This is a genomic window from Halalkalibacter suaedae, from assembly GCF_017939705.1.
GTDB classification, from domain to species: Bacteria; Bacillota; Bacilli; order Bacillales; family Bacillaceae_D; genus Halalkalibacter; species Halalkalibacter suaedae.
On record NZ_JAGKSQ010000008.1, the window covers coordinates 116,081 to 131,705 of the forward strand.

The following is a 15,625-nucleotide window of genomic DNA, read 5'->3' on the forward strand; positions in this document are numbered from 1 at the left end:
TTATGCCGATTAAAATTCCAGACCATTTACCTGCTAAAGAAATATTGAGTGCTGAGAATATCTTTATTATGGACGATAGTCGTGCATACTCACAAGATATCCGTCCGCTAAAGATTGTCATCTTAAACTTAATGCCTGTCAAACAAACAACTGAGACCCAGCTCCTAAGACTACTTGGAAACACACCATTGCAAATTGAAGTTTCCTTTCTGTATCCTACAACTCATGTATCTAAAAATACATCACATGATCATTTACAATCATTCTATAAGACATTTGAAGAAATCAAAACAAAAAATTTCGATGGAATGATTATTACTGGTGCCCCAATTGAATTGCTCTCATTTGAAGAAGTTGATTATTGGGAAGAGCTACAAGAGATAATGAATTGGAGCAAGGAACATGTTACTTCAACCTTACATATTTGTTGGGGAGCACTTGCGGGACTATATCACCATTTTGGTATTAATAAACATCCATTAGAATCGAAAATTTTTGGTGTCTTTCCACATACAATTGAAAAGCAAAATGTTAATCTACTTCGTGGATTTGATGATGAATTCTTGGCACCACATTCACGGCATACAGATGTTAGAAGAGAAGATATTGAAAATGTAGAGGAATTAGATATTTTAAGTGAATCAGATGGAGCAGGAGTATATCTTGTTGCAAGTAAAAATGGAAAACAAATCTTTGTTACTGGTCATTCCGAGTACGATGTCTGTACACTTCAGGATGAATATGAACGCGACATCCAGAAGGGTCTAGATATTGACTTACCACATAATTATTTTCCACAAGACAATGATAAGAAGCCGCCACGCTTACGTTGGAGAGCACACTCGAATCTGTTGTTTTCTAACTGGCTAAATTATTATGTGTATCAAGAAACACCATTTGATTTGGATCATCATAAGTAATAAATTTAATAATACCTCACAGCCAACGTAGACAAGAAATGTAGACGTTGGTTTTTTATTCGAATTTCCTCTATCTACTCATATAGATGAATGAGTGAAGTTTGTCGCGTGCAAACTACTTAAATACCTACGTCTTTTTCCACCGCTAGTTAATCTGTGTATTGTCGATGAATAAGTATGAAATGAGGTGTCTTTTTGATGAAGAATGAGGTTTGTACATCAACTGTTTATCTCATGGATACAGATGTATATTATGAGTTCTTTCCATGTAAGGGTAAGGGGCAACTCAAAAAAACAATGATTCTTATCCATGGATTTGTCTCGTCATGCTTTAGTTTTCGCAAGCTAATACCTGAACTTAGAAAAGAGTTTGATATTTACACATTAGATTTACCTGGCTTTGGTAAGAGTGGGAAGCGTAAGAATTTTGTTTACAGCTTTCATAATTACGCTAGTGTTGTCATTGCGTTTTGTCAGCTTTTTAAATTAGATGAAGTTATTCTAGTTGGGCATTCAATGGGAGGTCAGGTAGCACTATATACAGCGAAAGTGAAACCAAATCTGGTTGAGAAAATAGTATTACTTTCAAGTTCAGGCTATTTAAAAAAAGTCAAAAAGCCATATGTGTATGCTTCTTTTTTACCTTTTGCCAAACAAGCAATGAAATGGTGGATTCAGAAAAAGGACTATAAGGAATCACTCTTACAGGTTGTCTATGATAAAAAAATGATTGATGATGAAACCTTAACCGAGTATACGAGACCATTTTCAGAAAATGAATTTTACGATGCATTACTTTGCTTACTAAGGCAAAGAGAAGGAGATTTGACGAAAGATGAACTACATAGGATTTCTCATTCGGTCCAGATTGTTTGGGGGGAAGAGGATAGTGTGATTCCAGTCAGGATTGGTAGACAATTAGCCAGAGACTTACCAAATGCTACGTTTACAAGCTTCGCAAAGACAGGTCATCTTCTGCCAGAGGAGAGGCCTAAGGAGGTCGCTAAATTAATGAAAGATTTCCTACAATGATAAAGATCAATGTCCACATCCAATTATTGAGAACTATGGTATAATAAGATTATCTTTGTATATGTTTATGAAAACGTTTATTAGTAGCGTTTTTGATCAATGCGTCTTTTTTAAGGAGGCGGAATAATTGGATGCTTTGGATGTTATGATGAATAAGGATCGTGTGGTCCCGTATTATCAACCAATCATCAGTGCTGATAAACAATTAGTTGTTGGCTATGAGGTGGTTGCTAGAATACAGACAGAGGATGGAATAGAAAGATTAGATTGGTTTTTTAAGGATAAAACCATTCCTGATGAATATAGATTAGAGTTAGATGATCATATTCAACAATTGGCATTAGAGGATTATTTGAAAACAGATCAATCTGCAATGCTTTTTTTTAATTATGATGCAGCTTTACTACAAAAGGATAATGGTGAGACGTTTCTTAATAGAATCTCATCATATCAAAAACATGGTCTCAAAAATCAGCAAATAGCTCTTCAATTAAAAGAGGAGGATCTTACTGATTTTATAAGTGAGTACAAACATTTCTTTTTTTATATTCAAAGCTTAGGTTTTCGGATGGCGATTAGTGATGTCGGTCATAGGGGAAATAACTTTGATCGGATCGCAATGCTGAAGCCAAATATTGTTAAAGTGAATGTAGGGTTTATGGAGGATGAAGAGCTACCACATCTGTATAGCGAAGTTCATCAATCACTTTCAATGCTATCACGTAAAATAGGAGCAACCCTCCTGTTTGAAGGGATTACTAATTTTAATCAGTTGAATTATGCATGGAGAAATGGTGGTCGTTATTATCAGGGACCCTACTTGCAGCCGACAAGAGGATTTTTCGTCGAATCGGACTGTTGCAGGGAAACAATGAAAAAGCAATTCCAACATTTCATGGTGTATGAACGTAAAAAAATGGAATCTCAGATTACATTAACGAATGATTTAAATCTTCAACTAAAACAAGCAATGAAAACGATATCCCCTGAGGATACATATGATGAAATGATTATGAAGGTTGCCACTAGTTGTAGTCAGTATGCATTTCGAATTTATATTTGCAACTATGAAGGATTTCAGCAATCCTCAAATGCAGAACAAAATTCAGAGAAATGGGTTTTACTTGAAGAGGGGCGTTTTAAGAACTGGAGCTGGCGTCCGTATTTTCTTGAAAATATTGTTCGTATGAACATTGAGAAAAGAGGGATTTTATCTGACTTGTATACGGATATAGATCGTGATGAACGTATACGCACATACTCTTATCCAATCACCGATGAATTATTCCTATTTCTTGATATTCCTTACGATTATTTGTTTGAACAGGAAGGATTGCTATAGGTCTGACCGTTGAGTGACATTTATGTCTCTCAAGGTCGGACTTTTCTTTTTGATGGTATTGATGAAGGAGAGTGGTTGTTTTGGTTGAAAAATCGATTATTCGATTGATGGCCTATTTATTTTTTATTCATTCAACAATGACGATAATTATTGGGTATATACCTGTCTTTTATCAAGGCCAGGGGCTTACTGGTTCACAGGTTGGCCTTTTAATGGCGATTGGACCGATTGCAACAATCGTGGCACAGCCTTTCTGGGGTTATATGAGTGACAAATACAAGTCAATTAAGCGAATGATTATCCTTGCCTTGTTTGGGCTTTTCCTGTCGACAGCGGCCTTTCTTATTGTCGATTCATTTTATGGCTATATGATTCTCATGTTCGTTTTATATGTATTTGTTTCACCAACGACTGCTTTAGGTGACTCACTAGCTCAGCAAACCGCAATTGAGAAGAAAGTTACATTTGGAAGTATTCGTATGTGGGGCTCGCTTGGGTTTGCGATTACATCGCTTTTAACAGGTTATCTTCTAACGTGGATTGGTGTAAATTACATCATGTATCCGATGATGTTCATGGCTATCATTGCCTTAATCATTGCGTTTGGGGTGAAGGACGTACCACAAACAAATAAACCAGTTACGATTGTTGATGCCCTTCGCTTAAGCACAAATAGAACCTTAATGCTCTTTCTATTGTTTGTAGTGTTTATATCAAGCACTCACCGAGCTAACGACACGTATTTAGGGTTATATATTGTTGAACTAGGTGGTCCAGAAGCAATGATTGGCTGGGCGTGGTTTATCGGTGTTGTCGCAGAAGCGGCAATCTTTGCAACAAGTGCATATTGGTTTAAAAGGTGGTCCCCATTAACTTTTATTATATTGGCTGGTGGACTATACACGATCAGATGGGCTCTGATGGGATTAATCTCAAACCCGTGGTTCATTTTACCGCTACAAGTCACTCACGGTCTAACTTTTGGTGTGCTATATCTTGCTGCATTCCAGTTTGTAAATCATTTAATTCCTAAGCACTTACAAGCGACGGGGCATGTTCTTTTTATTACAATTGTCTTTGGAGTATCAGGAATTATCGGTTCACTTGTTGGAGGTTATATTATTGAATTAACTTCAATGAATACGCTCTACTCATTGCTTGCAATTAGTGCCTTTGTTGGAGTCGTCTGTTTAGCACTCTTTCAAAAAGGGATGGCCGGCACTAAGAATCGTTTTAATGTAAGAGAAATAGAATAGAGACAGAGATAGGACTAAAGTGTCTGACTAAAATTCCGAACAAAGCAATTCTTTAGTGAAGTATACTTCAAGATCGGTGTCATTGCACCAACCCCTTCGTTCGTTTTTTTAGTTAGTTCATCATCCTTGTCTCGGTCTCTAAGAAACAGCTGTTGTGAATTTTAATGGTAAGTTTGTTACACTATCTGAAAAGACAGAAGGGTGGGTTATATAATGGATATTATTTTGACAGAAAAAGCGAAAACGTTTTTTAAGCAATTATCCTTAGCATCTAAGTCAATTCGTGTTCGAGCATATGACACGTTTGAGTGAAGCACGATGGTAGCGTACGACCTTGTTCTGGATGAACAAGGACCAGATGATGCTTCAATAGAAATTGATCAATTGCCTTTTATCTATGATAACAAAACAGAAGATGAGATAGGTGCGTATGTGAAAATTGATTTTGTCGCTTCGCAAGGGTTGAAAATGATTAATGCCAATCAAACCCTTGCTTATGCATTAAATCTTAAATAGTCTGTTATTTCTTAATGAAGAGTCCGCTAACTTGTTTGACGATTGGACTTACCTGGTGCATCGTCTTTACAACTTGGTCCATTGTTTGAACCGTACGTCCTACATCAAATTTTCCGTTCTCACCAACAAAGGCTGATTTGAAAAAGGATGCTTTCTTTGGACCAGCACCTGGAAGAGCTTGCGGTCCTTGTTGAGTAGGTGCAAACGGCTGGCTCTGCTGCCCTTGTTGAGGGTACGCAGGGTATTGCTGCTGTGGGAACGGTTGATGGTGAAAGTGTTGTGGTTGACCAGCTGTTTGAAATGGTTGTAATCGTTGTTTCCGATTTGGTGACATATTAGGTCTGTGATATGGATTAGGTTGAAACATAGTAAAACCTCCTATTCAATTGCTATTTTTTTTCTTCGATTTGGAATGGTAATGACAAGAAGTCCATTGCTGTAGACGGCTTTGACTTCTTTCTCATTTATTAAAAAAGGGACATTAATTACTCGTTGACGGACCTGTGAGTGCCCATGGCGTTCAGTAATGTTGTTCTTTTCATCCGTATAAATTGTTTGTTCATCTTCAATTACTTGGATTCGAATCGTCTGGCGATATATATCTAGTTTAATTTGACTTTTTTTGACTCCAGGAAGTTCGATTTCAGCTTTCCAGATGTCCTTTTCTTCCTTCACCCGAACTGGAATTGGAGCAAGAAACATTGGGTGCTCATTTAAATGTGTGTAGGTGTTCTGAAAGAATTCATCAATTGATTTTAGAATATCCTGATAGCCTTTTGGCAGCTTTTTAGACCATGGCTGCTGTTGATCATCGGACATTGCCTTTCACCTCAATCTTTCTCTTGATTACTACTGTATATATATGTGGATTTTTCAACTTTTGTGAAAAGTTAGGGGGCAAAATAATATGAATTCATTCATTATTGATTCGCACTGTGATGCACTGTTAAAGCTTTGGGAGCAGCCGCAAAGGGATTATCATACTTCTGCGGAGATTGATGCTAATCTTGATAGACTTATTGCAGGAAACGTGCGTGTTCAGCTTTTTGCTATCTTTGTTGAGCCTTGGGTCAAGCACGACCAGAAGTTTCAAGTTGTTTTGGAGCAAATTGATCTTTTCTATAAAAAAGTACTTACCGCCCCTAAGGTGAGACATATAAAAAAATGGTCTGACCTGACCTCTCTTCAAGACGGTGAAATAGGAGCTGTGCTTACACTTGAAGGCGTTGATGCGATCGGAGACGATTTAACGAAGCTAACCATTCTTTATCAATTGGGTGTATTATCTGTTGGTCTCACTTGGAACCAAGCGAATCTTTGTGCAGATGGTGTTGGTGAACCACGCGGTGCCGGTCTTTCCGTTTTAGGAAAAGAACTGGTTGAATTGAACAATCAATTTGATGTGTTAACTGATGTTTCTCATTTGAGTATTAATGGCTTTTGGGATGTTATGGAGCTCGCAAAAAAGCCGATTGCCAGTCATTCAAATGCACGTGTATTATGTGAGCATCCACGGAACTTGTATGATGACCAAATTGAAGCACTTACTACGAATAATGGTTATATTGGTATCGTATTTCATCCTTTATTTCTAACCAATAGTGAGGAACAACCGACAATTCTAGATGTGGTAAGGCATGTAGAGCATCTCTGTTCACTAGGAGCAGAAAAACATATTGGCTTTGGTTCAGATTTCGATGGAATATCTGTCTATGTTGACAAGTTAAGGCATAGTGGGGAGTACGGTAACTTAGTGAATGAACTAATGAAGTATTTTTCAACTGAAGTTGTGAATGGGTTCTTACATGAAAACTTTAGGAGATTCGTTATTAGTGAAAGATAGGATCAATTAAATGATATTTGCTAGGTTTTCCGTTATACTAGTTAGGAAAATGTGAGGTGAGGACAATGAAAATAACAGATCGTGCAAAAGACTTTCTTAAAGAAACGATGAATGAACATGGACTTACAACAGTACGTGTTGTATTTGCTGGAATGGGCTGAGGTGCACCAAAACTTGGGCTTGCTCTGGATGAGCCAGCGGATACTGATATTCAAGAGACAATTAATGAAATTAATGTAGCGTTTGAGAAAGAAGTGGTAGAACACACACAGGATCTGACCCTTGATTACGAAGAATCAGAGCAGGGTTCAGGTCTAGTGTTGAATGGTAGTGGATCTGACTGTTGTTAAATAGGATGTGATCGCACTGCTAATTGCTACAAGGGGGGTTTTCAGAAGGAACATAACCTTTTGAAACTCCCTTTTTTTAGGGTGTTATATAGTGTTGATTTTCATTTAGTTAAGCATAACCTTCAATAAGAAAAGGCAACCTAGTCGAAGTGTTAGGACTACGTCAAAACTGATATTAGTTGCCATATATGTTACAATTGCTATAGATTTTGAGTAGAAGTAGAAGAAGGGATGAATAAGAGATGAAGAAAATGGGAGTTATGTTCGCTGCATCAATCTTGGCAATTACTTTAGTTGCTTGCGGAGGGGACGAGCAGCCAGAACAGAGTGAAGAAGTAGAAGGTGAAGAAGCTACCAGTGAAGAGGCTGAGGTTGAGCAAGAAAGTACATATAACACTGATGATATCCCTGAAGTCATTGCAACAGTCAATGGTGAAGAAATTGATAATGAACTCTATATAGCATACTTGCAACAAGAGGTTCAATCGTTAACCATGCAAGGTGTTGATTTAGAAAGTGCAGAAGCAACATCCTTTATAGAGGGAACGAAGAAACAACTGCTTGATTATATGGTTGATGAAAGAATTATTCTTCAAGAAGCAGAGAAAGAAGGTATTACGGCATCAGAAGAAGATATTGACGCCGAAATAGCAACTTACCTTGCACAGTATCAAATTGATGAAAGTGAATTAGAAGAACGACTTAGCGAGCAAGGAATTACAATGGAGGAAATTCGTGCAGATTTTGAAGCACCTGTTATTAGAAACAAATATATTGATCAGTTTGTCTCAGTACCAGAAGTGACAGAAGAAGAACTTCAAACAACCTATGATGAAATTGTCGCATCTGCAAGTCAAGCTGAGGAAGAAACAGAGATCCCTTCTTTTGATGAATACCGTGAAGAACTTGAAAACTATCTAGTAGCCCAAAAGCAACAGGAAGAACTTGGTGCATTATTAGAAAAACTTCGTGAAGAGTATGAAATTACTACATTTATGTAGAAATAATAACTTATGGGATTTTTAAATCCAGCAATTGGAGATTACTCTAAAGTCTGTTAATGACTCTTGGAATAATCTCTTTTTTCTTTTAAAATGTTAAAAATATATGTTGCTGATATGGGTGTAGGCTTATAAACTAGGAGTAGTACGGAGACAAGCTCATTGGAGGAAATAAAATGGCTAACATAGAAAAGAGTAATATTTTACTTGACAGTGGAACAAACGAACTAGAGATTATCATGTTTAAAGTAGATCAAGGCACATTTGGAATTAATGTTTTGAAAGTGAGAGAAATCATTAACCCATTACCAATTACAGCTACTCCTAACGGTCATCCGAATGTGGAAGGTGTTGTAAGACTTCGAGATGAGGTTATTCCTGTTATTGATTTAGCAAAAGTATTAAATGTACCTGCATCAACCGATCAAACACAGGACAAATACATTATCGCTGAACTAAATCAACTAAAAGTCGCCTTTCATGTTCATAGCGTCTCACGTATTCATCGAATTTCTTGGGAGCAAATTGAAAAACCAAGTGAGTTGGCTCAAGCTGGCATGAGTCAAACAATCGGAATTGTAAAAATGGAAGATGAGATGGCTATATTATTAGATTTTGAGAAAATCGTTGTTGATATTAATCCCGAATCTGGTTTAAGTATTGACGCTGTCAAAGCACTTGGACCACGTCAACGCTCTGCTAAAAAGATTCTAATTGCTGAGGATTCCGCTATTTTACGTAAATTACTACAAGATACGCTTACAGAAGCGGGATATGGTAATTTACAGTTTTTTGAGAATGGGAAAATGGCTTGGGAATACCTTGAACTTCTTTCTAAAGAGGGACGTGAAGAAATTAATCGTCGTGTTGATGGGATTATCACAGATATTGAAATGCCGCAAATGGATGGACACCATTTAACAAAGCGTATTAAAGAAACCGAAAGCTTAGCTCATCTTCCAATTGTTATTTTCTCTTCACTAATCACAAGTGATCTTTTCCACAAGGGAGAAAAAGTCGGAGCACAAGCACAAATTAGTAAACCGGAGATTGTGAAATTAGTTGAAACACTAGATGAATTAGTATAAGGTTTTGAACAATGTAATGCAAAAATAAGGTGACTGAAAAGGACATAGACCTCTTCAGTCACCTTTTTACTTTTTTGGTTAATAACTGTTTTTGTTCTTTTGTGATGATACCTAATTTTGAGAAAAGATGTGCGTAAAAAATAGTTTTCTTATTAAGCCCCATTCGGATCAACTCCTTTTTTATATAGTATGCACACGCAACAAAAAATTGCCTTAAGGAAACAAAATTTGTGTGTTTCAAATACCGTTTCATAGACAAAGGAGACTCTAAGTTGATATGATAGGGAGAAAGATGACAATGAGGGAGTGACACCATTGAATATACAAATTACAAAACCAGCACTACAATGGTTTAAAGATGAATTTAACTTAAAGGGAGAAGGGGAATATATTCGTTTCTTCGCTAGATACGGGGGATGTGGCTCAATTCAAAGTGGATTTTCACTAGGGATTAGTCAAGAAAGTCCTTCTGTTGTCGGTACTCAGGTAGAAGAGGATGGAACGATTTTTTTCATTGAGGAAAAGGATTTATGGTATTTTAAAAATCAAAATCTTAAAGTGAAATATAGTCGAAAAAATGAAGAGATTGAATTTGTTTATGAGGATTAAAAATCACTGTTAATGATAAAAGTAAGAGAAGGTGATTCAATTAAGAGTTAAGGCTATGATCACCTTCTTTTTTTAGTGATTATACATATCAAATAACATGGTACAACAGGAGAATGAAATGCGAATAGGATATCCATGTCAGAATCTCTCTATACCAAGTAAATTTCGAACATGTCGGCTACAAACACTCATTAATGAGGGTAAGGATAAAATTAAAGAGTTGTCGCTCCATAACCTAGCAGAACTAGAACGAATTCTCCATTGGAATTATGAGAACAATATTTCCTTTTTTCGTATTAGCAGTGATATGATCCCATTTGCCTCGCACGAGAAGTTATCATGGGTATGGTGGGAAGATGAAGATATGATTGAGCATTTGAATCGAATTAAACAACTACAACAATCATTTGGTCTTCGTCTATCAATGCATCCTGGTCAATACACGATATTAAATTCACCCAAGAAACAAGTCGTTTCAAATGCTTTAAACGATTTAGATTATCACTCTCGCTTCCTTTCCTTTATTGGAGGAACGGATATGATTCTTCATACCGGCGGAGCATATGGAGACAAGGAAAAAGCAAAGAACATGTTCATAAATGAATATCATTCATTACCTGACTTAGTTAAAAAGTACTTAAGGCTTGAAAATGACGACAAAACATATGATACTCTAGATGTATTGAGTATTTCCGAACAATGTGGTGTGCCCGTTTGTTTTGATGTGCATCATGAGCGTTGCTTTGGAAGTTCACTTGAGAAATGTGCATCTCTGTTCAATAAAGTGAAGCAAACTTGGATTAAGGAAAAGGACAAGCCAAAGGTTCATATTAGCAGTGGGCGTGATTCAAAAAGTGACCCTGCGCATGCCGACTATATTTATGAAGACGATTTTGACTTTTTAATGCAGGTACTTCAAAATACGGATGTGGATGTCATGGTCGAAGCAAAAGCAAAAGAGCTAGCAGTTTTGCAAATTAATGAAAGAAGGAATTTAGATGACAAATAGTGAGAAAGCAACATTTGCCGGAGGATGTTTCTGGTGTATGGTTCAACCATTTGATGAGCAGCCAGGAATTATTAAGGTAGAGTCCGGGTATATGGGTGGTCATGTTGAAAACCCAAAATATGAGCAAGTTAAAACAGGAGAAACGGGTCATTATGAAGTTGTCCAGATTACATACGATCCTAGTCTTTTTCCATATGAAAAATTACTATCGCTATACTGGCCACAGATTGACCCGACTGATCCAGATGGACAATTTCAAGACCGTGGTTCACAGTATAAAACAGCGATTTTTTATCATTCAGAGGAACAGAAAGCGGAGGCACTTGCTTCGAAGCAAGCGGTTGCGGAAAGTGGCAGATTTAAAAAGCCTATCGTAACAGAAATTATCAAAGCAGATACATTCTATTTAGCTGAAGAAGAACATCAAGATTTTTATAAAAAGAGTCCAAAGGAGTACAAGGAAGACAGGAACAAATCGGGTAGGGATGAGTTCATTAACGATAACTGGAATAAGTAACCACTTATAGAAGTGGTTACTTTCTTTTGGTAAATATGTGAAAATGTCAAATATAATGATAAATTCTCTCACTTTATTATTCTTTTCTTGATATAATAAAGTAATAGGGAGGAGGGAATAGAATTGAAAACATTCATGAAAAAACTTCGAGTTGGTTTAATGATTTCCTCTTTAAGTGTGATTGTTTGTATGTTAATTGTTATTCTGTTTGTTCATTATTGGGGATATACAGAAGCGGGGCGTGTCCCACCCAAAACGGCAGTCTTATTACATGCGGTCAATAATAATCTCGTTCCACCTGATATGAAGGTTCCCCAGTTATTCGCTGTGAATAGCAGTCCGCGATTTACAAGTGAATATATTGATATTCCAGTATCTGATGGCTCATCAATCAGGTCGAAAATATATAAGCCAATCGCCGAGGGTCCCCATCCTATCATCCTTTATTACCACGGGGGAGCGTTTATGGAGGGGTATGGAAATATAGATACTCATGATAATATTGTTCGTTCTCTTGCTGCAAGGACGAATAGTATCGTGATTGCTGTTGGCTACCGAGTCGCTCCTGACTATGCTTATCCAACTGCAGCTGAAGATAGCTATGAAGCTTTGGTCTGGGCAGAAAAAAATGCTGAATTGCTTAATGGTGATCCAACAAAGATAGCAGTTGCAGGTGATAGTTCAGGCGGTAATCTAGCCACAGTTGTGACCCTAATGTCGCGTGATCGAAATGGTCCAGCTATTCAAGCACAAGCTTTACTATATCCGTTAACAACATTCCAAGACGTTGAATTCGACTCTAGGTTAAAATATGATAGTGGCTATTACTTACTCTCAAGAAGTGTCATGATGAGAGCAAGAGAGTCATACACCCCATTTGAAGCAACATGGGCTGATCCTTATACATCTCCACTTCACGCAGATGATTTATCGAATCTTCCTCCAGCGATCATAATCACAGCTGAATTCGACCCACTACGAGATGAGGGCGAGGAATATGCTAGACTTCTGGCAGCGAGTGGTGTGCCTGTTAAGAACATTCGATATAACGGAGTAATGCATGGATTTATTTCTTTCTACGAAATCATGTATCGGGGGAATCATGGCCTTGCTGAGGCATCACTTTTCTTAAGATCTTCTTTTCAATCAGCATACAATGAACCTTACGAATTTCAAGTGTATAACGGGTCAAATAAAGGGAGTGTTCTGTTACGGGATGAAGCCGAAGCTTACGCAATTGGAAGCTTCTTACTTGGAAAGCAGATTATATCTTTATTGGAGTTCAACTAAAGAAGCTAGCTAAGGGGAGATCCGCCCTTAGCTAGCTTTTTTTCATTCCAGTTATTAATGATTTTGAGCTCGTTTGATAAACATTTGTTCATCCTCAATTAAACCACAGGTTGCACATTGAACACGTATTTCTGGCCCACGATAAGTCAAATGAAGAGGTCCAGCACTTTGTGACTCGTATTGTTCGATAACATCTCCACTTCTCGCGTCAAGTTTGACTGGTTTAGCAACCTGTTCAATTAAATTAAATCGAGAACGATTTGTTTTGCAGTTTGGACAGAGATAAGGATTTGACATATGTACAACCTCCTTTTTAGATAGTTTGTGCAAAAGGGAATGAAAAATGTATTAATTATGAGATGAGATTTGTACAAATTATTAGAAAATCTGAACAAGGAAAGTTGGCGGATGTCGCTTCTGAAATATACTTCGCTTTCCGGGGGAGGCCGGTGAGCCGCATCACGCTACCCTGTGGGGATTCACCTAAATGGAAAAGAAATATAATGCTCTACACAGTTTCGCATCTGTCACTTTGAGAAAAATGTCGTAATTTGTAGAATTTTTGTTATAATGGAGTGGCAAAAGACTTTGAGTTAAAGACAGGTGTTATTATGATCATAAATGAAAGAGCCAAATTGATTTTAATAGGGTGTTTACTTATTCTTTTTAATTTATATGTTTTCATATCATTTCGTATTAGTGTGATCTTATTGTTAAGTATTGTGATTACTCTCCTTGTATTCCTGCTTATTCAGACATTAAAAAAACAGTTGGATTTTGAAACAAGTCGTAATCAACAATTGATGCACGAGAAAGATCAGGCACTCGAAAAATATGTATCTGTTGATCAAACCAATCAAGAATATGAGGTTTTAATAAATACATTTGATGGGGCTATTTTTTCCTTTGATGTTTCATCTAACCAGATTTCGTTTATCAAAGGTGCAGAAGAGTTGTATGGTTATACTAATGATGATTTCAATAATATTCCTAATCTTTGGCATGAATGTTTCCATCCAGATGATCAAAATAAAGTAGAAAACGATGAGAGACAGTTATTGTTAGGTCAGCAAACAAAGATTAAATTCCGGATACTTGATCGAGATGCTGAAGAAAAATGGGTTATCAAAATTGCTACACCTATCCGTAACGAGGCTGGAATGATTACTAAAGTGTATGGACAAATGTTTGATATCACTCATAGTGTCCGGTTAGAAGAAGAGCTAAAGAGATTAGCCTATTACGATGACCTAACTGATTTACCAAATAGAAAATCATTAGATAGTCATATTGAGAAATCGTTATCGCGTTCGAAGCGTCACAAGCATAATTTCACGTTAATGTTTGTTGATTTAGACAATTTCAAACATGTGAATGATTCAATGGGGCATGAAGCAGGAGATCTATTACTGAAGGAAGTAGTCAAGAGAATAAGGGGCAGTATTCGAGATGAGGATCTAATTTCAAGAATTGGCGGAGATGAATTTATCGTCGTGTTCGAGGAAACCAATAAGGATGAAATTGAAGTGATTGCTACTAGAATACTTGAAAGTGTAGCACGTCCTTATTTAATTCATGAACAGGAAGCAAATATTTCATTAAGTATAGGAATTAGTATGTATCCCGATGACGGAGAGACGAAGGAAACTTTGATCGATCATGCTGATAAGGCAATGTATTATGCCAAAAACAATGGCAAAAATAATTTCAAAGTCTATAGTCCAGATTTGAATAATATGGAGTTCAAGAAGATCGGACTTCTTGAAAAATGGCTAGATTCGATTCAAGGCTCAAAAATATTCACTCGTCCCTAACAAAAAGTCACTTGCCAAAACGAAGGCAAGTGACTTTTGCTTTCTATTGAAGTTTGTCAGTCGAGAGTGTCGAATCACTTCTAAGCTCTACAATACTTACTGATGATGAAGCGAACTCGATGTTTTCAGGACTGTTGTCTATTTCTTCTAAAATCCTACTGTATAATAAATCTTTTGTTGTTCGTCTGGAACGATAATGGGTGACATAGCGTAGTGTATATTCAACAAAGCGTTCCTCGGCAACTACGCTAACAATTGGCTTTGTAACAGCATCCTCAATTAGAAATTTTCGTACCATCTCATGCCAATGCTCTCTAGCCTTATTTGCATACTCTCCTGTCACTTCCTCGCCAACATTTCGAATTAGATTTTTCGTTACTTGATAGTTGCTTCCATATTTTATACTTATTTTAATTTCATCCCAGAGGAAAGGAAAATCATTTGAGTAGTTGTAGACAGGCTCTTTGAATACAAAGCTATTGGCAACCCTAACAATGCGACCATTATATAAATCTCCATCGACCCATTCATTCATCTCCATAATTGTTGTTCTTAAAACTCCTAGGTCAATCACGTCACCCTTAACACCGCCCATTTTCACCCGATCACCTGTTTTGAAGATATTGCCAACTAATATTGAAATCCAACCGGCAATACTAATGATTACTTCCTGCAGAGCGAAAGCAATTCCAGCACTTGCGAAGCCAAGAACAACAGTGACACCCCCAAGCTGGTCGCTATATACAATCGCGATAAATATAAAAGCAATCACATAACCGATAATATTGATCATTTTTCGTGTTTTGTAGCGATTGTCGTGATCTTTGACATAGCGATTAGTGCTTGATTGGAGTAATTTTATAATAACAACAACAATTGTGATTCCAATTAATGCAATAGCCAATTTTGTTAGAAATTCATTTGATATTAGAGTTGATACGTCTTCTTCCATAAGATCCCTCCATTGTTAGCACTGTAATCTTCGTCGGTTACTTAAAGAATTTACTATTCCCTTTATTTCAATTTGTAAACGACGAT

General features: G+C 36.9%; 18 protein-coding genes. 14 read left to right on the plus strand and 4 right to left on the minus strand.

Annotation, left to right across the window (positions count from 1 at the left end; all coding sequences use genetic code 11):
- The first annotated feature begins 2 nt into the window (after window positions 1–2).
- The 5 genes from metA (at window position 3) to J7W16_RS17515 (ending at window position 5,066) form a co-directional block, all read left to right on the plus strand.
- Window positions 3–920 carry a homoserine O-acetyltransferase MetA gene (metA, locus tag J7W16_RS17495; protein WP_210598770.1) on the plus strand — a complete coding sequence of 306 codons (918 nt, stop codon included), beginning with the start codon at window positions 3–5 and terminating at the stop codon, window positions 918–920.
- Window positions 921–1,118: 198 nt separating this feature from the next.
- Window positions 1,119–1,952, plus strand: coding sequence for an alpha/beta fold hydrolase (locus J7W16_RS17500; RefSeq protein WP_210598771.1), 834 nt, complete (start codon window positions 1,119–1,121; stop codon window positions 1,950–1,952).
- 127 nt (window positions 1,953–2,079) lie between these two features.
- A complete protein-coding gene (locus tag J7W16_RS17505; protein WP_210598772.1) occupies window positions 2,080–3,294 on the plus strand; it encodes an EAL domain-containing protein in 1,215 nt (404 codons plus the stop codon).
- A gap of 80 nt (window positions 3,295–3,374) precedes the next feature.
- Window positions 3,375–4,550 carry an MFS transporter gene (locus J7W16_RS17510; protein ID WP_210598773.1) on the plus strand — a complete coding sequence of 392 codons (1,176 nt, stop codon included), beginning with the start codon at window positions 3,375–3,377 and terminating at the stop codon, window positions 4,548–4,550.
- A gap of 318 nt (window positions 4,551–4,868) precedes the next feature.
- On the plus strand, window positions 4,869–5,066 hold the full coding sequence (locus J7W16_RS17515; RefSeq protein ID WP_210598774.1) for a hypothetical protein: 198 nt from the start codon (window positions 4,869–4,871) through the stop codon (window positions 5,064–5,066).
- Window positions 5,067–5,070: 4 nt separating this feature from the next.
- Here the strand turns inward: J7W16_RS17515 and J7W16_RS17520 are convergent, their stop codons facing one another.
- Both J7W16_RS17520 and J7W16_RS17525 read right to left on the minus strand, forming a co-directional pair.
- Window positions 5,071–5,433 carry a YppG family protein gene (locus tag J7W16_RS17520; protein WP_210598775.1) on the minus strand — a complete coding sequence of 121 codons (363 nt, stop codon included), beginning with the start codon at window positions 5,431–5,433 and terminating at the stop codon, window positions 5,071–5,073.
- A gap of 11 nt (window positions 5,434–5,444) precedes the next feature.
- On the minus strand, window positions 5,445–5,885 hold the full coding sequence (locus J7W16_RS17525; protein WP_210598776.1) for an Hsp20/alpha crystallin family protein: 441 nt from the start codon (window positions 5,883–5,885) through the stop codon (window positions 5,445–5,447).
- A gap of 88 nt (window positions 5,886–5,973) precedes the next feature.
- On the opposite strand from J7W16_RS17525, the gene J7W16_RS17530 reads away from it, so the two are divergent.
- From J7W16_RS17530 to J7W16_RS17560, 8 genes are all read left to right on the plus strand, one after another.
- Complete coding sequence (locus J7W16_RS17530) at window positions 5,974–6,909, plus strand: dipeptidase (RefSeq protein WP_210598777.1); 936 nt, start codon at window positions 5,974–5,976, stop codon at window positions 6,907–6,909.
- Between the two features lie 65 nt (window positions 6,910–6,974).
- Complete coding sequence (locus J7W16_RS22645) at window positions 6,975–7,259, plus strand: HesB-like (seleno)protein (protein ID WP_472924498.1); 285 nt, start codon at window positions 6,975–6,977, stop codon at window positions 7,257–7,259.
- Window positions 7,260–7,501: 242 nt separating this feature from the next.
- Window positions 7,502–8,260 (plus strand): SurA N-terminal domain-containing protein, encoded by a 759-nt coding sequence (locus J7W16_RS17535; protein ID WP_210598778.1) that lies wholly within the window; start codon window positions 7,502–7,504, stop codon window positions 8,258–8,260.
- Window positions 8,261–8,436: 176 nt separating this feature from the next.
- Complete coding sequence (locus J7W16_RS17540; protein ID WP_210598779.1) at window positions 8,437–9,348, plus strand: chemotaxis protein; 912 nt, start codon at window positions 8,437–8,439, stop codon at window positions 9,346–9,348.
- Window positions 9,349–9,663: 315 nt separating this feature from the next.
- The gene (locus J7W16_RS17545; RefSeq protein WP_210598780.1) at window positions 9,664–9,957 is read left to right on the plus strand and encodes a HesB/YadR/YfhF family protein; all 294 of its coding nucleotides are present in this window, start codon (window positions 9,664–9,666) and stop codon (window positions 9,955–9,957) included.
- 118 nt (window positions 9,958–10,075) lie between these two features.
- Window positions 10,076–10,966, plus strand: coding sequence for a UV DNA damage repair endonuclease UvsE (gene uvsE / locus J7W16_RS17550; protein WP_210598781.1), 891 nt, complete (start codon window positions 10,076–10,078; stop codon window positions 10,964–10,966).
- Window positions 10,956–11,483 carry a peptide-methionine (S)-S-oxide reductase MsrA gene (msrA, locus tag J7W16_RS17555; protein WP_210598782.1) on the plus strand — a complete coding sequence of 176 codons (528 nt, stop codon included), beginning with the start codon at window positions 10,956–10,958 and terminating at the stop codon, window positions 11,481–11,483. The genes uvsE and msrA overlap by 11 nt, the downstream gene beginning before the upstream one ends.
- Before the next feature lie 123 nt (window positions 11,484–11,606).
- Window positions 11,607–12,773, plus strand: coding sequence for an alpha/beta hydrolase (locus J7W16_RS17560; protein ID WP_246880089.1), 1,167 nt, complete (start codon window positions 11,607–11,609; stop codon window positions 12,771–12,773).
- Window positions 12,774–12,827: 54 nt separating this feature from the next.
- On the opposite strand, the gene J7W16_RS17565 is transcribed toward J7W16_RS17560, so the two are convergent.
- Window positions 12,828–13,070 carry a DNA alkylation repair protein gene (locus J7W16_RS17565; protein ID WP_210598783.1) on the minus strand — a complete coding sequence of 81 codons (243 nt, stop codon included), beginning with the start codon at window positions 13,068–13,070 and terminating at the stop codon, window positions 12,828–12,830.
- 314 nt (window positions 13,071–13,384) lie between these two features.
- Between J7W16_RS17565 and J7W16_RS17570 the strand changes: the two genes are divergently transcribed.
- On the plus strand, window positions 13,385–14,587 hold the full coding sequence (locus J7W16_RS17570; protein ID WP_210598784.1) for a sensor domain-containing diguanylate cyclase: 1,203 nt from the start codon (window positions 13,385–13,387) through the stop codon (window positions 14,585–14,587).
- A 43-nt stretch (window positions 14,588–14,630) separates the two neighbouring features.
- On the opposite strand, the gene J7W16_RS17575 is transcribed toward J7W16_RS17570, so the two are convergent.
- Window positions 14,631–15,539, minus strand: coding sequence for a mechanosensitive ion channel family protein (locus tag J7W16_RS17575; protein WP_210598785.1), 909 nt, complete (start codon window positions 15,537–15,539; stop codon window positions 14,631–14,633).
- Window positions 15,540–15,625 lie beyond the last annotated feature (86 nt).